A 17,889-nucleotide genomic window follows, 5' to 3' on the forward strand; every position below is an offset into this window, starting at 1 on the left:
AATGGATGTGAAAAAGTCGTTGTTTGACAACTTACAAACCTTTTTTGGTTTTGATAATTTTAAAGGTGATCAGGAGTCTATCATCACCAATATTCTTGAACAAAGAAATACGTTTGTTATAATGCCTACAGGTGGGGGTAAATCCATTTGCTATCAGTTGCCAGCACTCATGCAGGAAGGTACTGCTATTGTAATTTCTCCGCTGATTGCTTTAATGAAAAACCAGGTGGATCAGCTACGGGCCTTTGGAGGTAGCGACAGCATAGCCCACTTTTTAAATTCGTCTTTAAATAAATCTGAAATTACCCAGGTAAAAGCAGATCTGTTAAATGGACAGACTAAATTGTTGTACGTAGCACCAGAGTCGCTTTCCAAGCAGGATAATATTGATTTTTTAAAGCTGATTAAAATATCTTTTGTTGCGGTTGATGAAGCCCATTGTATTTCTGAATGGGGTCATGATTTCAGACCTGAATATCGTAAAATCAGACAAGTAATACAGGGCTTGGGAGATGAAATACCAATTATAGCACTTACGGCTACGGCGACGCCAAAGGTGCAGCAGGATATTATTAAAAACCTTCAAATGTCTGATGCGACCTTGTTTAAATCTTCATTTAACAGGCCTAATCTGTTTTATGAAATTCGACCCAAAAGGGATGTGATTAAGGAAATCATCAGGTATATCAAGCAAAATACCGGCAAATCCGGGATTATCTATTGTCTGAGCAGAAAAAAGGTAGAGGAAGTAGCGGAGACATTAAATCTGAATGGGATAAAGGCATTGCCTTACCACGCAGGTCTGGAGCCTAAAGTAAGGGCCGATACCCAGGACAAGTTCTTAATGGAAGATGTTGAAGTGATTGTTGCCACCATTGCTTTTGGGATGGGTATTGATAAACCCGATGTTCGCTTTGTAATCCATCATGATATTCCTAAAAGCATGGAAGGTTACTACCAGGAGACTGGAAGAGCCGGGAGAGATGGGGGTGAAGGAATCTGCATTGCTTTTTATGCACAAAAAGATGTAGATAAACTGGCTAAGTTTATGAAAGATAAACCTGTTTCTGAACGTGAAATAGGTACCCAGATCTTAAAAGAAGTAATAGATTATGCAGAATCCGGAGTGTGCAGAAGAAAACAGATATTGCATTATTTTGGAGAGAACTTTAATGAGACAGGCTGTAATTGCATGTGTGACAACTGTAAAAAGCCTAAAAAGCAATTTGAAGCTGAAGAATCACTTAGCGTCATACTTAAACTGATCGATAAGATAGGGGAGAAGTTTGACGATTCCCATATATTGAACGTTATTATGGGAGCTGAGACTGCACAGACAATTGCTTATGAACACGGAAAAATTCCTGAATTTGGCCTGGGAGTGGTAGAAGGCGAAAATCATTGGAAATCTCTCATCAGACAAGCAGTATTAAGTAACTTCCTGTCAAAAGATATTGACAACTATGGTTTGCTTCATCTTACTAACGCAGGACGAAATTTTATTGAAAGTCCATACGCACTTAAATTTGTGTTAAATGAGCCTATTGAAAGTGCTGCAGATGATGATGAAGATGACGTAAAGCATGGTACAGGTGCGGTAGATACCCAATTGCTGCAATTACTCAAAGACCTTAGAAAGAAAATAGCAAAGCAAAAAAATGTACCGCCTTTTGTGGTATTCCAGGATCCTTCGCTTGATGAAATGTGTACGCATTATCCAATCAATTTGGATGAGCTTAAACAAATATCCGGAGTTGGTCATGGTAAGGCCCTTAAATTTGGCGGGCCATTTCTTGAACTCATCAAAAAATATGTTGAAGACAATGACATTGAACGTCCGATAGACCTGATCATAAAAACTCAGGCCAATAAATCACAGTTAAAAGTCTCCATCATACAAAACATTGATAGAAAGATTGGACTGGAAGATATCGCTAAATCCAAGGGTATTACTTATGATGATATACTAAAGGAGATAGAGGCCATTGTAAACTCAGGTACAAAGCTCAATCTTGGGTATTTTGTGGACGAAGTAATAGATGAAGACCGCCAGGAGGAAGTATTCGATTACTTTCAATCTGCCGAAAATGACTCTATAGATGAAGCATTAAGAGAATTAGGAGAAACAGATTATTCACGTGAAGAAATACAGCTTATGCGTATCAAATTCATGTCTGAACTAGGTAATTAAAATTTAAAATGATCAACTTTCCTTTAGATAAACTGAAACATCAGCAATCTGGTAACTTTTTCCTAATGGCCGGTCCCTGTGCCATCGAAGGTGAAGAAATTGCTATGCGTATAGCAGAAAAAATAGTTAGTATAACAGATAAGCTGGCAATACCTTATGTTTTTAAAGGTTCTTATCGTAAGGCGAACCGCTCCAAAGGAAGTTCTTTTTGCGGGATAGGAGATGAAAAAGCACTTAAGATCCTGGAGAAAATAGGTAAAACATTTGATATTCCAGTAGTGACTGATATTCATGCTCACGAAGAAGCAGCCATGGCCGCTGCTTATGTAGACATCCTTCAGATTCCTGCTTTTCTATGCCGGCAAACTGACCTCTTAGTTGCAGCAGCAAAGACAAATAAGGTGGTCAATGTAAAAAAAGGACAGTTTCTCTCTGCAGGATCAATGAAATTTGCGGTAGATAAGATTGTGGAGGCTGGCAATAACAGAGTCATCTTGACAGACAGGGGCAATACATTTGGCTATCAGGACCTCATAGTTGACTATAGGGGATTACCTGAGATGCAAAGTTTTAATGTGCCGGTTGTAATGGACTGTACACATTCACTACAACAACCCAACCAGAGTTCCGGGGTTACGGGAGGAAAGCCTGAGCTGATTGGAACAATTGCTAAAGCCGCAGTCGCTGTAGGTGCGGATGGTCTTTTTATAGAAACTCATCCGGATCCTGCCAATGCAAAATCTGATGGTGCGAATATGTTGCACCTGGATCTGCTTGAGGAGTTGCTCGTAAAACTGATTAAAATTAGGAAAGCGGTTATTTAAAGCTTTTTAGATTTTGGTGATGATAAAAGAGGTACGTCTGTTCTGTTTTCGGTTGTCTTCAGTGTCATTGCTTTTAATTGGCTTTGTTTCACCATATCCTTTATAGGTCATTCTTTTAGATGCTATGTTGTTAGCTATCAGGTAATCGTAAACAGCTTTAGCTCTGTTGAGGGATAGCTTTTCATTTTGTAATTCATTGCCGATATTATCGGTGTGGCCTTGGATTTCTATGTTCATGCTGAGATTGTTTTCAAGCAATTCTCTTAAAGTTGCCAGCTCAATCAAAGATGTGGGTAGTATAACATATTCATTAGTATTGAAAAATATATTTCTGAGGATTACGTTACTGCCCACCTTCAGTTTCTCCAGGCTGATTTCAATAATGATCGGTTTGTTCGGCGATGATGTTTTTAATTCATAATGCGCTGAATAAAATAGATAACCATCGGAACTTACATTAAAAGCATAATCTCCTCCTATAGGCATTACGGCAAGAAAGCTGCCGTTGTCTATTGAGGTGTGATCGTTGTACATGGTTTGCTTATTTACCACATTCATGACCTGTACCTGTGCTGTTAAGTATGCCCCTGTTTCCTTATCCTTTACAATACCTTTTACATAAGTAATGGGTAGTGGCCTTTTACTTACAGGCATCTCAAACTGGTAAATGTCCATGTCTCCGTAGCCTCCCTTGAGACTAGAAGAAAATAAACCTAAATTACCATCCGGAGTGACGATCAGACCTGTTTCCTCATTAAAAGTATTGATCGGGTAACCCATGTTTTCAGGTCTTCCCCAACTTCCTGATTCATCCATACGGCTTAGAAATATATCTTTGTCGCCCATACCTGGCCAGCCATCAGATGAGAAATACAATGTTTTACCATCAGAGTGGACAAAGGGTGTCTGTTCGTTGTATGGTGTATTGATCTCCGGACCAAGGTTTGTAGGTTCAGTCCAGTAACCATCCTTCTTGAGTGAACTCCGCCAGATGTCGTAGCCTCCTAGTCCCCCGGGCCTGTTACTTACAAAATACAATGTGCTGCCATCCGGACTAATGGCAGGTTGCGAATCCCAGTAGGTTGAATTGACAGGTGAGCCTAGATTAAATGGCTCGCCCCAATTGTTTCCTTCTTTATGGCTAACATAGAGGTCGCATCTTCCTAGACCGTCTGGTCTGTTACATCCCGTAAAAAATAAATACGATCCATCCGGGGAGATCGACTGCGCGCCTTCATTAAAATTATGCGTATTAATTTTATTGCTGAGAGGCACAGGAGAAGACCATGAATCAGGTCTTTTCTGAGAAATAAAGAAGTCCTCATTATCTGCTACATTTCTGCAAAAGATCAGCTGCTCCCCATCAGCCGTAATAGCCGGAGAATAATCTCTGTAAATTGAATTGATCTCTTTTCCCATATTCAGGGGTTCATATTTTAAGGGTGACTTTATAGCCTTAACTGCAAACTCACAATCCCTTAAGTATTTATTGGCTTTGCTGATGAATTCTTTATCATTACCCTTATACTGCTGAAGGAACAGGTTAATATTCAGTAGTCCGCTTTCATAGTCCCCTGTTCTTAAAGATGATTCGGCCATGCCATAATAAACTCTTGGATCTATGGATTTACTTAATGCGATCGCATTTCTATAGGCTGCTTTGGCAGGTTCAAATGACTTGATTCTCCGATTGATATCGCCTATTTGTATAAATGCAAACTGGAAGGATGGATCGGCGCTTACAGCGTCATGCAGTGACTGAATGGCCTGCTGATAGGCGTTCTCTTTTAAGAATGCCTGGGCTTTATCAAAATTCGCTTGCGCTTTTTTTACTGTTGAGGTTTGTGCATCAACCTGATGAACTGTAAAATATAACAAGAAGAATAAAGAAAATATCTTCATATCTTATATTAACCTTTCAACTAATTTAGCGAAATACCAGGATATATTAAGGGATATTCAAAAATTTATGTGTTTGAAGGGAAATCTCCCATTTAGGGTTGGCCATTACATACTCAATAATCAAAGGTGTGATCTCTTTTGACTTTGACCATTCGGGTTGTAAATATAGCTTGCAGTTTTCAGAAACTGTTTCAGCATATTTCTCTGCCCATTCAAAATCACTTTTGTTAAAAACAATTACCTTCAACTCGTGTGCAAATGGTGTAATATCCGGTCTTGGTGCCTTGAATTTTTTTGGTGAAAGGCAGATCCAGTCCCATTTTCCCGAAAGAGGATAAGCACCCGAAGTCTCAATAAAGGTTTTGATATTTCTTTTCTGCAGTTCTTCAGTCAGATAATCGAGGTTATAGATCAGCGGTTCACCTCCTGTAATCACTACGGCTTTACCCGGGAAACTATCTGCCTTCACAACAATATCATCTGCAGGTGTAAGTGGATGAAGCTCCGCATCCCAGCTTTCTTTTACGTCGCACCAGTGGCAACCGACATCGCAACCGCCCAAACGAATGAAGTAGGCTGCCTTTCCGGTGTTAAATCCTTCACCTTGTATGGTGTAAAATTCTTCCATCAATGGAAGTAAAGTGCCGTCTGCTGGTATTTGATGTGCCATAATAAGGGCGCAAAGTTAAATAAAATAATGGAAGCAGCGGTCAAAGTAAGTATATTAGGTTGTTTAATGACCGAGTGATGAACATGTATGTTAAAAAGTGATGAAATGGTATAAGATCGAAGAGCAGTTGCCGGATGAAGAATTTGTTATACCCGTTAAGGTCGATGGCAAAAAGCTATGTCTGGTTAAACATGCGCAGCAGCTCTATGCTGTACAAAATACCTGTCCTCATGCCGGAGGTATATTAAGCGGGGGCTGGTGTAAGAACGGCTACCTGATATGTCCCATTCACCGCTGGGAATATAACCTCGAAAATGGGAGAGGGGCGACCGGGCAAGGAGATTACATTGATACTTACCCGGTTGAAATAAGAGCAGATGGAATTTACATTGGTCTTAAACAAAGCATCTGGAAGAAATTTTTTAGCTGATTATTTGTAAACTTCTTTTTTGGCGGATGCAAGTGTATTCTTCAATAATCCCACAATGGTCATCAAACCAACACCACCTGGAACCGGAGTAATCCACGAAGCCTTTGGAGCCACATTATCAAAGTCTACATCACCATATAGCTTATATCCCGATTTTGTAGTAGCAGAGGTTTCTCTGTTCATACCCACATCAATGATCACCGCGCCTGGCTTTATCATATCCGCAGTTATAAAGTTCTTTTTGCCTATTGCTGCTATTACAATATCTCCTTGAAGTATGATTTCCTTTAAATTTTCGGTACGGCTATGGGTAAGGGATACGGTGCAGTTTCCAGGATTGGCATTACGCGCCATAAGAATACTCATCGGACTGCCAACAATATTGCTTCTTCCTACTACAACGCAATGTTTACCTACTGTGTCTATGCCATACTGTTCAAGCATTAGCATAATCCCATAAGGTGTGGCAGGGATAAAGCAAGGTAGATTACGCATCATCCTGCCCAGATTTATAGGGTGAAATCCATCTACATCTTTACGATAATCGATAGTTTCAGTTACTTTTTCCGGATCAATATGCTTTGGAAGAGGGAGTTGCACAATTAAGCCATCTACGCCAGCATCCTGATTAATCTCTTCAATCTTTGAAAGCAGTTCAGCCTCAGTTACAGTGACATCATATCTTACCAGGGATGATTTAAAGCCTACCTTTTCGCAGTTTTTCATCTTACTCGCTACATAGGTTTCACTGCCGCCATCACTACCAACCAGGATTGCTATTAAATGGGGCTTTCTGCCGCTTGATGCTAAAAAATCTGCGGCTTCTGCTGCGATGTCCTGTTTTATTTTTTCTGATACGAATTTTCCGTCAAGTAACTGCATTTAAATGATTTGTATGTTATTAATCTAATTTCAAAACTGCCATAAAAGCTGTTTGAGGAATTTCCACATTTCCAACCTGGCGCATACGTTTCTTTCCTTGTTTCTGTTTTTCAAGTAGTTTACGTTTACGTGAAATATCACCACCGTAGCACTTAGCAGTAACATCTTTGCGTAAAGCACTAAGTGTTTCGCGGGCAATAACTTTTGCACCTATAGACGCTTGTATCTTAATCTCGAATTGCTGACGGGGGATTAATTCTCTCAGTTTCTCACAGATTTTCTTTCCAAAATCGTAAGCGTTGCTACGGTGAATCAATGAAGATAAGGCATCAACTGGTTCTTCATTTAACAGCATATCCAGTCTTACGAGATCCGATTTTCGATAACCGATCTGATGATAATCAAATGAAGCATAACCTTTAGAAATCGTTTTTAGTTTATCATAAAAATCGAAAACGATCTCTCCCATAGGCATTTCAAAAACGAGTTCCACACGGTCGGAAGTCAGATAAGACTGATTAACAATAATTCCTCTTTTTTGAATACAGAGCGACATTACCGGGCCAACAAACTCGGCTTTCGTAATGATATTAGCCTTAATATAAGGCTCTTCTACAGAATCCAGTTTACTTGGGTCAGGTAAATCTGACGGGTTGTTTACGATTACCTCATCCCCTTTAGTGGTACGTGCGATATAGGATACATTGGGTACAGTTGTGATAACTGTCATGTCAAATTCGCGTTCCAAACGTTCCTGGATAATTTCCATGTGCAACATGCCGAGGAAACCGCAACGGAAACCGAAGCCTAGTGCTGCAGAGCTTTCAGGTTCAAATACAATTGATGCATCATTCAATTGCAACTTGTGCATCGCCTCACGCAATTCTTCGAATTCATCAGTATCTACAGGATAGATGCCTGCAAAAACCATTGGTTTGACTTCCTCAAATCCTTGAATTGAATCCAGGGAAGGTCTGTCTACCGTAGTAATTGTATCCCCAACTTTTACTTCTCTCGCTTCTTTAATCCCAGATATAATGTACCCTACATCACCGGTTTTAACTACGGAACGCGGCGACATATCCAGTTTTAGGATACCGACTTCGTCGGCTAAATACTGTTTACCTGTATTGATGAACTTAACTTTATCGCCCTTTTTAATTTCTCCGTTTACTACTTTATAATAAGCGATAATTCCTCGGAACGGGTTAAAAACAGAGTCAAAAATCAGTGCTTGCAGAGGAGCTTCAGGGTTCCCAACTGGCGCAGGAACACGGTCTACAATGGCCTGAATGATATCTGGAATGCCAAGGCCCGTTTTACCTGATGCAGGAATAATATCCTCACGTTTACAGCCAATTAAATCAACAATCTGGTCTTTAACTTCCTCTGGCATGGCACCTGGTAAATCCATCTTATTCAAGATAGGGATAATTTCCAGGTCATGCTCTAAAGCTAAATATAAGTTTGAAATGGTTTGTGCCTGAATTCCCTGGGATGCATCAACGATGAGCAGCGCACCCTCACAAGCTGCGATGGACCGGGAAACTTCGTAAGAAAAATCTACGTGTCCAGGGGTATCGATCAGGTTGAAATTGTATTCAATTTCACCTACCTTATAATTCATTTGTATGGCGTGGCTCTTTATAGTGATCCCACGTTCACGCTCTAAATCCATGTTGTCAAGCAGTTGGGCCTGAGCCTCGCGATGGCTAATGGTTTTAGTATATTCTAATAAACGGTCAGCCAAAGTGCTTTTTCCGTGGTCAATATGTGCAATTATGCAGAAATTACGTATATGCTTCATCAGTGGCGCAAAGATAAGATTTTGACTGGATTATTTTGTGGAAATTTTAAGCAGAACGATTTGCTATTGCTATCAGTTCTCTCACTTTGTTCGGACTAGTTGTATCATGGCTAAATTCATTGCCTTCTGTACCCATACTTAACTTTTGGTTTTTAAATAACATTTTACTTGCTGCAGAAGACCTGGCAGATGCATGAAACTCTATAGCTCCTGTTATTTTAATCAATTCTGCTATGTTAGCATTAGTAATTCCGGCTCCGGGCATGATGATAATCCTTTCATTCGCCTGTTCAATCAGTTTTGCAAGAACAGTAGCCCCTGTTATGGCCGAGGCTTCACCGCCTGAAGTAAGAATCCGCTCACATCCAAGGGATATGATATCTTCCAATGCTATAAAAAGATCGCTGCTCATATCAAATGCCCTGTGGAACGTTACCTGCATAGGTCTTGCCAGTTCCACCAGTTCTGCACACCTTTTCATGTCTACACTTCCATCGGCATTTAAAATGCCGATCACAATGCCATCACTGTTCAAAGCCTTACAGATCCTGATGTCTTCCTTCATCAGTTCAAATTCCAGGTCAGTGTAAAGAAAATCACCTCCTCTGGGTCTTATTATTGGATAAAGTTTGATTGAAAGCAGGCGCCTAGCCAGTGCAATCTGTGCGTAGCTGGGTGTGGTACCTCCCTCAGGCAAATTGTCACAAAGCTCTACACGAACCGCACCGCCTTCCTGTGCCGCAAGGGCAGAAGCTAAAGAATTGGCACATACTTCCATATTTACCATATTCTTATTTGTAATAACTCTTCCCCGGAATCAGGAGATCGTCCTTTTCAGCAGTACATACCGCATAACTAAATCCCGATTGGATGGCATACGCACCATATTCGCCTTTTTTATTGAGGGCCAGAAAACCTACCTGTATTTTTTTGGCTGTATCCGGCTTTTTCTTAATGATCCGCATCACTGCTTCTTTACAAGCGTCCTCCGGGGTATAGCCTTGTCTCATCAGCTCGACTACCAGAAAGCTCCCTACATTACGGATTATCTCTTCGCCAACACCGGTGGATGTAGCGCCACCTACTTCATTGTCTATGTATAGACCTGCGCCTATCAGCGGACTATCGCCCACGCGACCATGTAGTTTAAAAGCCATGCCACTGGTAGTACAAGCACCGGATAAATTACCTTTACTGTCGAGCGCCAGCATTCCAATCGTATCATGGTTATATTGATTTCCAGGTAATGTCTTAGGAGCAGCCTTCTCGTATTGTTTATTTTCTATATTCATCACCGGCTCATACCTGGCGGTCTTTAGCCATTCCTTCCATGCCTTTTCGCTTTCAGGAGTCAGCAGATTTTCTTTTTTAAATCCGTTCTCCAGTGCAAACTGAAGTGCGCCGTCACCCACCAGCATCACATGTGGAGTTTTTTTCATCACCATTCTTGCTACGGAGATCGGGTGTACTATGTGTTCCAGGCCTGCCACAGACCCACAATTGCCCAGTTCATCCATAATGCAGGCGTCCAGTGTAACATGGCCGTCCCTGTCAGGCATACCACCGTAACCTACAGTCTGGTTAGTTGGATCTGCCTCCGGAACACGCACTCCCTGTTCTACTGCATCGATGGCCTTACCACCTGAGGAAAGTACTTTCCAGGCCTCCTTGTTGGCCGGAATGCCGAAATCCCAGGTAGAAATCACAATAGGCTTAGCACCAGCAGTTGAATTCTGAGCTGGCAATACGGTTCCGAAGCTTTTTTTATTTATAGCCAGCAATGTAGCTGACAGCGTCGTTGCCTTTATAAATTTTCTGCGGTCAAACATGATCCGTTTTAAAGGTTAAATAATTTTAAAATTGTCTGCATCTCTCAAGAATGGAAAATTCTGACGTGTTTTTAACAGGTCTTCGTAACTGATACTAAAGGTATAAAGATCTTCATCTTCCGGTTTATAATAAACTGTTTTACCCATTGGATCAATGCATTGCGAATGTCCGCTATGGTAAACTTCTTTACCATCATGACCTACACGATTAGCCGCGATCACATAGCTCTGGTTTTCTATAGCCCTGGCAGGTATCAGCGCATTCCAGTGAGCAGAACGTATATCTGGCCAGCTCGCTATGGTCAGTAATATATCGTATTCCTCATTTTGGTTCCGCAGCCAGACCGGGAAACGCAAGTCATAGCAGATGGAGAGTCTGATCTTCCATCCTTTGAGGGTTACAATCACCTTATCATTGCCCGGAGTGTAGTTTTTATCTTCCTGTCCCAGACTAAATAAATGCCTCTTATCATAATGGGCAAAGGCTCCATCAGGCAACATCCAAATTAGTCTATTATAATAATGATTATTTTCTTTGATGATTAGACTGCCTGTGACCACGCATTCATATTTTTCTGCCATATTCCTCATCCATCGCATGGTCGTTCCGTTCATTTCTTCTGCAAGAACTTCTGCATTCATACTAAATCCAGTATTGAACATTTCCGGAAGCACAATCAGATCGGTTTTTTCTTTGATGCCCATGGATAATCTCAAGGCAAGGTTTTGAAGGTTTTTTTCTACATTTTCCCAGAATAAATAGGCCTGGAAAATAGTGATCTTCAGATTGCTAATGTTAGATTGGTTGGAATAATCCATTTATGACTTATTGATCTAATTTATAAATTCATTAGTTTCTCAACGGCTTTTTCCAATGTTTCTTGCCTTTTTGCAAAACAAAACCTCAAAATCTTATGATCAGTATGCTTTGTGTAAAAAGCAGAAACCGGTATGCTGGCCACTCCAAATTCCTTAACCAGCCTTTCAGCCATTTCTGTGTCCTTTACGTCAGTTATATGTCCATAGCTAACGCATTGGAAATATGAACCATTACAAGGTAATAATTTAAATTTAGTTTCCGAAAGCAATGTCCGGAACAAGTCTCTTTTCTGTTGGAAAAAATCAGTTAGTCCTGTATAGCTTTCGGGATTTTTAAGGTAATTGGCTACTCCCAGCTGCATAGGAGTGTTCACGCTGAATACATTGTACTGATGGACTTTTCTAAACTCTTTCATCAATTTTTCAGGGGCAAGGCAATAGCCCAGCTTCCATCCCGTGGTATGCAACAATTTACCAAATGAAGCAATCACAAAGCTTCTTTCGCTAAGTTCAGGGTATAAAGCTACGCTTTGATGTTTCCTGCCATCAAAGATGATGTGTTCATATACTTCGTCACTTAAAATAAGAATATCTGTATTTTTAGTAAGTTTAATAAGTGATTTGATGTCTTTGTCAGAAAGAATGCAGCCCGTTGGATTTTGCGGACTGTTCAGTATGATCATTTTGGTGTTGGCAGTAAAAAGTTTCTTAACCATTTCCCAGTCTATATCGTAATCCGGTGGGACCAGTTCAAATGGTTTAACCAGTCCGCCTAATAATTTAACGGCCGGGGCATAACAGTCATACGCTGGTTCGAAAATAATCACCTCATCACCAGCATTAATGCACGCAGATAAAGCTGTAAAAATAGCTTGTGTGCCACCGGAGGTAATGGTAACCTCTGTATCCGGGTGGTATTGCGAACCATATAGCTTATTTGTTTTTTCTGCCACGAGTGTTCTCAACAGAGGCAGGCCGGTCATTGGTGCATACTGATTAAAGCCATTTTTCATTGCATCACTGACCAGATCTACTAATACAGGATCACAGTTATAATCAGGAAACCCCTGAGAAAGATTAATTGCTTTATGCTCTTCGGCCAGTTTAGACATTGTTGTAAAAATATTGGTGCCTACTCCGGGTAATTTAGATTGTATAGATATCATGTTACAGCGAAAATAGAAATAATATTTATCCTGTTATATCAGAATTATTTAATAATTTCAGCCTGCTATGAGTTTTAAGACAAAAGAAAGTAGATTATTGCTCGTTTTAGGTAGTTTTTTCGTTGCCAATGCCATTCTCTCAGAGTTTATTGGTGTAAAAATATTTACTGTAGAAGGTACGCTTGGGATTAAACAATTTGATATCAGCTTGCTTGGTGTTCCTAATCTTTCATTCAACATGTCGGCGGGCGTGTTGACATGGCCGCTGATTTTTATTATGACTGACATCATTAATGAGTACTTTGGTGTAAAACAGGTTCGTTTTTTGTCTATACTAACTGCACTGCTTATTTCGTATGCCTTTATTATTGTAGGCGCGGCAATGGAGCTTACTCCATCAGATTTTTGGGTTACTCAGACCATCAATGGACAGTCTTTGAATATGAATAATGCTTTTGCAGGCATATTCGGACAAGGTATGTGGATCATAGTGGGTTCTATTGTTGCTTTTATCATTGGGCAGATTGCCGATGTGCTGATCTTTCATAGAATCAAAAGAATCACAGGTGACCGCGCTCTGTGGCTTCGTGCTACAGGATCTACACTGATTTCTCAGTTTATAGACAGCTTTGTGGTCATATTTATTGCATTTTACATCAATCCGCAATACAATTGGAGTTGGCAAATGGTGGCAGCGATAGGCCTTGTAAATTATACCTATAAGTTTGTGGTAGCTATTTTAATGACACCTATACTCTATGTGGTACATAGTACGATAAATGGTTATTTAGGTAAAGACCTCTCGCAGAGAATGATCAAAATGGCAGGAAAACGCTAAAATCGGTCCGCTGGAAATATCATTTGGTATTTCTATTGTTATTGTAAAACACATCTTAGATCCGTTTTACAATTATGCGTTTATTTACAAAATAGTATATATTTGGCTTGTAAAAATTAATAAAAAACGCACTAAATAAATTTCACTTATATTTTATACCAGTAGCACTTATCAACTGCTACTGAATAATTTTGATATATGCCTTACACTCCTGATACTAATCGTTACACAAAAATGCAATACCGCCGTTGCGGTAATAGCGGAGTAAAACTCTCTGCAATTTCTCTTGGCCTATGGCATAATTTTGGTCATGTAGACCAATTAGAAAATGGCAGTAATATATTGAAACTGGCTTTTGATAACGGCATTACACACTTCGACCTGGCCAATAATTATGGCCCGCCACCGGGTTCAGCAGAAGAAAATTTTGGTAAACTTTTAAAAAGGGATTTCTCTGCCTACAGGGACGAAATGATCATTTCTACGAAAGCCGGATATACCATGTGGGACGGACCTTATGGCGATTGGGGTTCGAAAAAATACTTAGTATCGAGCCTTGATCAGAGTCTAAAACGAATGAATTTGGATTACGTAGATATTTTTTATCACCACCGTCCGGATCCTGAAACACCTCTGGAAGAAACAATGATGGCGCTTGATCTGATTGTAAGGCAAGGAAAAGCCTTATATGCAGGGATTTCTAATTACTATCCTGAAGAAGCAGCACTGGCTATTGCAATTCTAAAAGAGCTGGGTACACCATGTTTGATCCATCAGCCAAAATACTCCATGTATGAACGCTGGGTAGAACATGGCTTGCTTGACCTTTTAGAAACTGAAGGTGTAGGTTGTATACCTTTTTCACCGTTGGCACAGGGAATGCTGACAGATAAATATTTAAAAGATATTCCTGCTGATTCAAGGGCGGCAAAAGCACACGGGTTTTTGCAGGCAGCGCAAATTACTCCAGAAAAACAACAGCAGCTCCTTAAGTTAAATGCCATTGCAGAAAGCAGGGGGCAAAAGCTGGCACAAATGGCTTTATCATGGATTCTGCGTGATGAAAGGATTACTTCTGTATTAGTAGGAGCCAGTAAGCCTGAACAGCTTGCTGACTCATTAAAATGTCTGGAAAATATTCATTTTAATACAGAAGAATTAAATAATATTGAAAATATTTTATCAAATTCATAATTAATGGAAACGCCTCAAACCTTACCTATTTTAAATCCTGAAGAAATACGCATATTGGGAGTGTTGATGGAGAAATCCAAGACCACTCCGGAGTATTATCCAATGACCATCAATGCAATAACTGCTGCTTGTAATCAGAAAACATCTAGAAAGCCGATTGTACAATATGATGAGCAGACAGTGACATTGACATTGGATACATTAAAGCGTAAAAGTCTTATTTCCACTGCTACGGGTGGATCTAGCAGGAGTGTAAAGTATAAACATAATTTTGCCATTGTTTTTCCGGTAACGCCACAGGAAGTTGCCATCATTTGTCTTTTGATGCTCAGAGGAGCACAAACCCCTGGAGAACTAAATACCAATTCAGGCCGGTTATACGAATTTGACTCGTTGGATGACGTACAGGCTGTTTTAGAAAGATTATCAGAACCCGAGCTGCCCTATATTTTGCAATTGCCAAAAAGAGCCGGACAAAAGGAAGTAAGGTATGCGCATTTATTAGCTGGAGTACCAGACCTGACACAAGAGAATATTGCTGATGAACATTATATGAGGCCTGCGAGTGATCTGGAAAGCCGTTTGCTGAAAGTGGAGGAGGAGCTTGCAGAACTCAAAACCAACTTCGATAAACTGATGAAAGAACTGATGGGGTAGTTTTAAATAACAGGATGTTCTGCTTTACTAGTGAATTATTTTATTTTTCACCTCCTCTTCTTCCTTGTTTGCAATGATCTTTCCTCTTTTCAGATCTATCCGTATTAAGTTATAAATGCTCATATAAACATTTGCAATCCAGACAATAGAAAAACCTGCAATGATATATCCCCGCCAGCCGGAATACAACAAAGTATAATTGGTGATGAACAGCAGAATTATAGTCAGGTAATGGCTAAAGCAATATTCACAGGTGAGTACATAAAAGAATTTTCTTTGTAAAATGTGCTTACATGCTTTAGATTTATCCACACAAAATTCATGTGCCTCTCTAAAAATTTCTTCTTTTGTAATGGTCCAGGCTACACAGGCTACAGGCAAAGCAAGAATAAAGATCCAGTAAAAAGGCTGTTCCATATACAATCAGATTTAGTGTAGAACAAATTAAACAGAGGTTTGTTCAAGTGTTGTTAAATAACCATTACTTTTATTAAATCTTGGGTCATTTTAATGGAAAGCCCAAAGGTTCATCTTTTTACCGAGAAATAAATTGTTATATGAAAAAGAAATCAGATAATTTTTTTGAAAAGATATCCACTAAAATCACCAATTGGACAGGTAGTCCACTTGCTTTTGGAATAGCATTGATGATTGTGATCACATGGGTTCTTTCTGGTCCTATATTCAAATATTCTGATACCTGGCAACTGGTCATTAATACCGGAACAACAATCATCACATTTCTAATGGTTTTTCTGATACAGAAATCTCAGAATAAGGATTCTAAAGCAATACAACTTAAACTAAATGAATTGATTGCTGCTAGCAGACATGCAAGCAATAGGATGGTGGATATTGAAGATTTAAGTGAGGCTGAACTGGATATACTTCATAAGTATTACCAAAAGCTTTCTGATATTGCTGAAGAAGATAATGACATTCATCAGTCACATTCTATTGATGCTGCTGTAGATCTTTATGAATCTAAAAAAAACAATAGGAAAAGTGATTAAACCTTTCATCAACATGTATATCGGATACTTTTATATTGTTATATTTAGCAAACTAAAAACTATTGTATGACTTTATCCGGGGTTAAATCAGTTTTAAGGATGTCGCCTAAAGCCACAATTATCCTTATTCCTGATTATCCGCGGTTTACAATAGCTGATGTTAACGTTGCTTTTCTAGAAATATTTAATAGAAAACCTACAGAACTAATTGAAAATGGCTTTTTTGAAGTATTTGGCCGGAATCTGGAAGATGGGGATACCAAATCTATTTCCGAGTTATTCGATCATGTTTTGACGCTAAAGACCGCAGGGGGAGCAAGAGTTAACAGGAGTAAATTTGGATTGATCGATCAAGACTCAGCGTACACTTACTATACTGACATTGAAGTTTTTCCAGTGTTGGATGAAAACAATGAGGTGGCATATATCATACAGATGCTGACAGATATAATGTTACCGGTATTGCCACTTGAATTTACGGTAGATATTAATAGCAGGCGAACAACAGAACTCGAAAGACTGGAAAAGACTGTATTTGAGTTAAATTCGAAAAGAGAATATGCCATTCAGGATGTTTTGTCATGCTATGTTAATGGGATAGAAGCATTATTTCCGCATGCAATATGCTCTATTCTCCAAATAAAAAATGAAAGGTTATATAATCTGTCATCCCCTACATTACAAGATTTTTATGTAAACGCACTTGAAGGGCTTGAAATAGGAGATGATGTTGGCTCCTGTGGAACATCAGCATATTTAAAGCAAATAATAATTGTTGAAGATATAGATAAAGACCGAAGATGGGTGAAGTATAAAGAATTGGCTTCTAAAGCCGGTTTCAAGGCATGCTGGTCGCATCCAATCATTGACTCGGAAGGTGGAGTGATGGCAACTTTTGCGATCTATTACCGTCAGCCTAAAAGGCCAGATACTGAAGAGTTAAAAATAATAGAACGTGCAGTTTCGTTGCTGAAGGTTATTTTGGAAAATAAGAAGAATCTCGAAATTTTAAAAGAAACAACACTTTTAATGACACAGGGTCAGGAGCTGGCGCATTTTGGGAACTGGTCTTGGGACATAAAAAACAACATAGTTCACTGGTCTGATAGCTTATTTGCGATATACGGATTAGATAAAAGTTCCTTTAAGGCAACTTTTGAAGGTTATCTGGAGTTATTACATCATGAAGAGAAAGAGCGTGTTCAGAAAATTATACAAAATGTTTTAAGCACAAGGAATGATGTTGAATTTGAAGAACGGATCGTTCGTCCCAATGGAGAAATAAGATACCTTAAATCATGGGGAAAGTTGAAAATTGATGATAGAGGTATACCGGAAAAAATGATAGGGGCTTGTCTGGACATTACGGAAAGTAAAAAAATTCAGGAAGAACTGTTGGCCAGCGAAACACGTCTCAGGAGTGTTGAGTGGGCACAATCTCATCTTGTAAGAGGTCCACTGACCCGAATTATGGGAATAACTGAACTGCTTTTTGACAAAGATACGAATGACACCTCCAGATCACAGTTGCTGATCTATCTGGATAGTTCAGCAAGAGAACTTGATAAAGTTATCAAGGATATTGTTAATAAAAGTTATTAGCGATGAGTTGGATATTTGCTTAAACTACTAATTTTCAGGATTTCTCTATATCTTTACATAAGACA

Annotated in this window: 17 protein-coding genes; 8 read left to right on the forward strand and 9 right to left on the reverse strand. The window is 39.4% G+C overall.

Going from position 1 to position 17,889, the window contains the following annotated elements; all coding sequences use genetic code 11:
* Position 1: 1 nt before the first annotated feature.
* Positions 2–2,191, forward strand: coding sequence for a DNA helicase RecQ (gene recQ / locus EZ437_RS13565; protein WP_131596539.1), 2,190 nt, complete (start codon positions 2–4; stop codon positions 2,189–2,191).
* Between the two features lie 8 nt (positions 2,192–2,199).
* Positions 2,200–3,015, forward strand: a complete 816-nt coding sequence (gene kdsA, locus EZ437_RS13570; RefSeq protein ID WP_131596540.1) for a 3-deoxy-8-phosphooctulonate synthase — start codon at positions 2,200–2,202, stop codon at positions 3,013–3,015.
* A gap of 6 nt (positions 3,016–3,021) precedes the next feature.
* On the opposite strand, the gene EZ437_RS13575 is transcribed toward kdsA, so the two are convergent.
* Both EZ437_RS13575 and EZ437_RS13580 read right to left on the reverse strand, forming a co-directional pair.
* A complete protein-coding gene (locus tag EZ437_RS13575; protein ID WP_131596541.1) occupies positions 3,022–4,917 on the reverse strand; it encodes an OmpA family protein in 1,896 nt (631 codons plus the stop codon).
* A gap of 46 nt (positions 4,918–4,963) precedes the next feature.
* Positions 4,964–5,587, reverse strand: coding sequence for a 7-carboxy-7-deazaguanine synthase QueE (locus EZ437_RS13580; RefSeq protein ID WP_131596542.1), 624 nt, complete (start codon positions 5,585–5,587; stop codon positions 4,964–4,966).
* A 100-nt stretch (positions 5,588–5,687) separates the two neighbouring features.
* Between EZ437_RS13580 and EZ437_RS13585 the strand changes: the two genes are divergently transcribed.
* Positions 5,688–6,017 carry a Rieske (2Fe-2S) protein gene (locus tag EZ437_RS13585; RefSeq protein WP_131596543.1) on the forward strand — a complete coding sequence of 110 codons (330 nt, stop codon included), beginning with the start codon at positions 5,688–5,690 and terminating at the stop codon, positions 6,015–6,017.
* Here EZ437_RS13585 and EZ437_RS13590 read toward each other — a convergent pair whose 3' ends face one another.
* The 6 genes from EZ437_RS13590 to EZ437_RS13615 are packed head-to-tail and all read right to left on the reverse strand — an operon-like array spanning position 6,018 to position 12,520.
* Positions 6,018–6,899 carry a bifunctional 5,10-methylenetetrahydrofolate dehydrogenase/5,10-methenyltetrahydrofolate cyclohydrolase gene (locus EZ437_RS13590; protein ID WP_131596544.1) on the reverse strand — a complete coding sequence of 294 codons (882 nt, stop codon included), beginning with the start codon at positions 6,897–6,899 and terminating at the stop codon, positions 6,018–6,020.
* Positions 6,900–6,918: 19 nt separating this feature from the next.
* Positions 6,919–8,706 carry a translation elongation factor 4 gene (gene lepA / locus EZ437_RS13595; RefSeq protein ID WP_131596545.1) on the reverse strand — a complete coding sequence of 596 codons (1,788 nt, stop codon included), beginning with the start codon at positions 8,704–8,706 and terminating at the stop codon, positions 6,919–6,921.
* 46 nt (positions 8,707–8,752) lie between these two features.
* The gene (locus EZ437_RS13600; protein ID WP_131596546.1) at positions 8,753–9,493 is read right to left on the reverse strand and encodes a copper homeostasis protein CutC; all 741 of its coding nucleotides are present in this window, start codon (positions 9,491–9,493) and stop codon (positions 8,753–8,755) included.
* Positions 9,494–9,497: 4 nt separating this feature from the next.
* Complete coding sequence (locus tag EZ437_RS13605; protein ID WP_131596547.1) at positions 9,498–10,535, reverse strand: N(4)-(beta-N-acetylglucosaminyl)-L-asparaginase; 1,038 nt, start codon at positions 10,533–10,535, stop codon at positions 9,498–9,500.
* Between the two features lie 15 nt (positions 10,536–10,550).
* Positions 10,551–11,354 (reverse strand): nitrilase family protein, encoded by an 804-nt coding sequence (locus EZ437_RS13610; protein ID WP_225869582.1) that lies wholly within the window; start codon positions 11,352–11,354, stop codon positions 10,551–10,553.
* A gap of 20 nt (positions 11,355–11,374) precedes the next feature.
* Entirely contained in the window at positions 11,375–12,520 is a 1,146-nt protein-coding gene (locus EZ437_RS13615; protein ID WP_131596548.1) for a methionine aminotransferase, read from the reverse strand.
* Positions 12,521–12,587: 67 nt separating this feature from the next.
* Between EZ437_RS13615 and EZ437_RS13620 the strand changes: the two genes are divergently transcribed.
* From EZ437_RS13620 to EZ437_RS13630, 3 genes are all read left to right on the forward strand, one after another.
* A complete protein-coding gene (locus EZ437_RS13620; RefSeq protein ID WP_131596549.1) occupies positions 12,588–13,358 on the forward strand; it encodes a queuosine precursor transporter in 771 nt (256 codons plus the stop codon).
* Between the two features lie 198 nt (positions 13,359–13,556).
* Entirely contained in the window at positions 13,557–14,552 is a 996-nt protein-coding gene (gene mgrA / locus EZ437_RS13625; protein ID WP_131596550.1) for an L-glyceraldehyde 3-phosphate reductase, read from the forward strand.
* A gap of 3 nt (positions 14,553–14,555) precedes the next feature.
* Positions 14,556–15,209, forward strand: coding sequence for a YceH family protein (locus EZ437_RS13630; protein WP_131596551.1), 654 nt, complete (start codon positions 14,556–14,558; stop codon positions 15,207–15,209).
* A 27-nt stretch (positions 15,210–15,236) separates the two neighbouring features.
* On the opposite strand, the gene EZ437_RS13635 is transcribed toward EZ437_RS13630, so the two are convergent.
* A complete protein-coding gene (locus tag EZ437_RS13635; protein WP_131596552.1) occupies positions 15,237–15,626 on the reverse strand; it encodes a hypothetical protein in 390 nt (129 codons plus the stop codon).
* A 140-nt stretch (positions 15,627–15,766) separates the two neighbouring features.
* Between EZ437_RS13635 and EZ437_RS13640 the strand changes: the two genes are divergently transcribed.
* Both EZ437_RS13640 and EZ437_RS13645 read left to right on the forward strand, forming a co-directional pair.
* Entirely contained in the window at positions 15,767–16,222 is a 456-nt protein-coding gene (locus EZ437_RS13640) for a low affinity iron permease family protein (protein WP_131596553.1), read from the forward strand.
* A 66-nt stretch (positions 16,223–16,288) separates the two neighbouring features.
* On the forward strand, positions 16,289–17,824 hold the full coding sequence (locus EZ437_RS13645) for a GAF domain-containing protein (RefSeq protein WP_131596554.1): 1,536 nt from the start codon (positions 16,289–16,291) through the stop codon (positions 17,822–17,824).
* Positions 17,825–17,889 lie beyond the last annotated feature (65 nt).

Source organism: Pedobacter psychroterrae, assembly GCF_004331695.1.
GTDB classification, from domain to species: domain Bacteria; phylum Bacteroidota; class Bacteroidia; order Sphingobacteriales; family Sphingobacteriaceae; genus Pedobacter; species Pedobacter psychroterrae.